General features: G+C 36.9%; 1 pseudogene. It reads left to right on the forward strand.

Going from position 1 to position 1,098, the window contains the following annotated elements:
* A pseudogene (locus tag FHL06_RS13940) lies at positions 1-1,098 on the forward strand (glycoside hydrolase family 65 protein); the annotation flags it as partial.

Genomic DNA, 1,098 nt, shown 5'->3' on the forward strand with positions numbered 1-1,098 from the left:
CAGTACAAAAGGTCAGTTTCGAAAATCTTTCTGATCAGACAGTTGATATCAAAGTGATCTCAGCGATTGATGCTGATGTCAAAAATGAAGATGCTAATTACGATGAACGTTTCTGGCAAGTTTTGGAAATAACTGATAACAGTTTGATTGCTAAAACTAAGCTTAATGATTTTGGTACGCCAAGATTTACTTCAGGAATGCAAGTTCATTATGTAACTGATTTGCCAAAAGTAAATCAAAAAGTGACTGATTTGGAAACTAGTCAGACCTTCGCTAAAACTTTGAAGCCAGAAGAAATTGGTATGATTGAAAAACGTGTAGTCGTAGTAACTTCACGTGATTATAAAGAGGTCGACAATTTACGTGACGCTATGGAAGGTATTACTTTTAAAGTTACCAAAGTAGCTTATTCGGAACTTTTAAAGGCTCATGAAAATGTTTGGACTCAACGTTGGAATCAATCTGATATCAAGATTGATGGCGATACTGACGCACAGCAAGGTATGCGCTTTAATCTCTTTGGACTCTTTACAACTTATTCCGGTGAAGATTCTCGACTTAATATCGGTCCTAAAGGATTCACTGGTGAAAAGTATGGAGGAGCAACTTATTGGGATACCGAAGCTTTCTGCATTCCTGTTTATTTGGGAATATCAAATCCCGAAGTGTCGAGAAATCTCCTAATGTATCGCTATAACCAATTAAAGGGTGCTTATGTTAATGCTAAGGAGCAAGGACTTAAAGGTGCTTTGTTCCCAATGGTAACTTTCAACGGTATTGAATGTCATAACGAATGGGAGATTACTTTTGAAGAAATCCACCGTAACGGTGATATTGCATTTGCTATTTATAACTACACTCGTTATACCGGTGATGAATCATTTGTACTTAACGAAGGTAGTAAAATCTTAACCGAGATTTCACGCTTCTGGGCCGATCGGGTCCATTTCAGTGAACGTAACGGTCAATATATGATTCATGGTGTAACAGGACCTGATGAGTATGAGAACAATGTTGATAATAATTGGTACACTAATTTTCTTGCCAAGTGGACTTTGAAATATACTTTGCAAATTTTAAAGGAAGTTTCCCAAGAAC

The organism is Companilactobacillus halodurans, from assembly GCF_009600985.1.
Classification (GTDB): Bacteria; Bacillota; Bacilli; order Lactobacillales; family Lactobacillaceae; genus Companilactobacillus; species Companilactobacillus halodurans.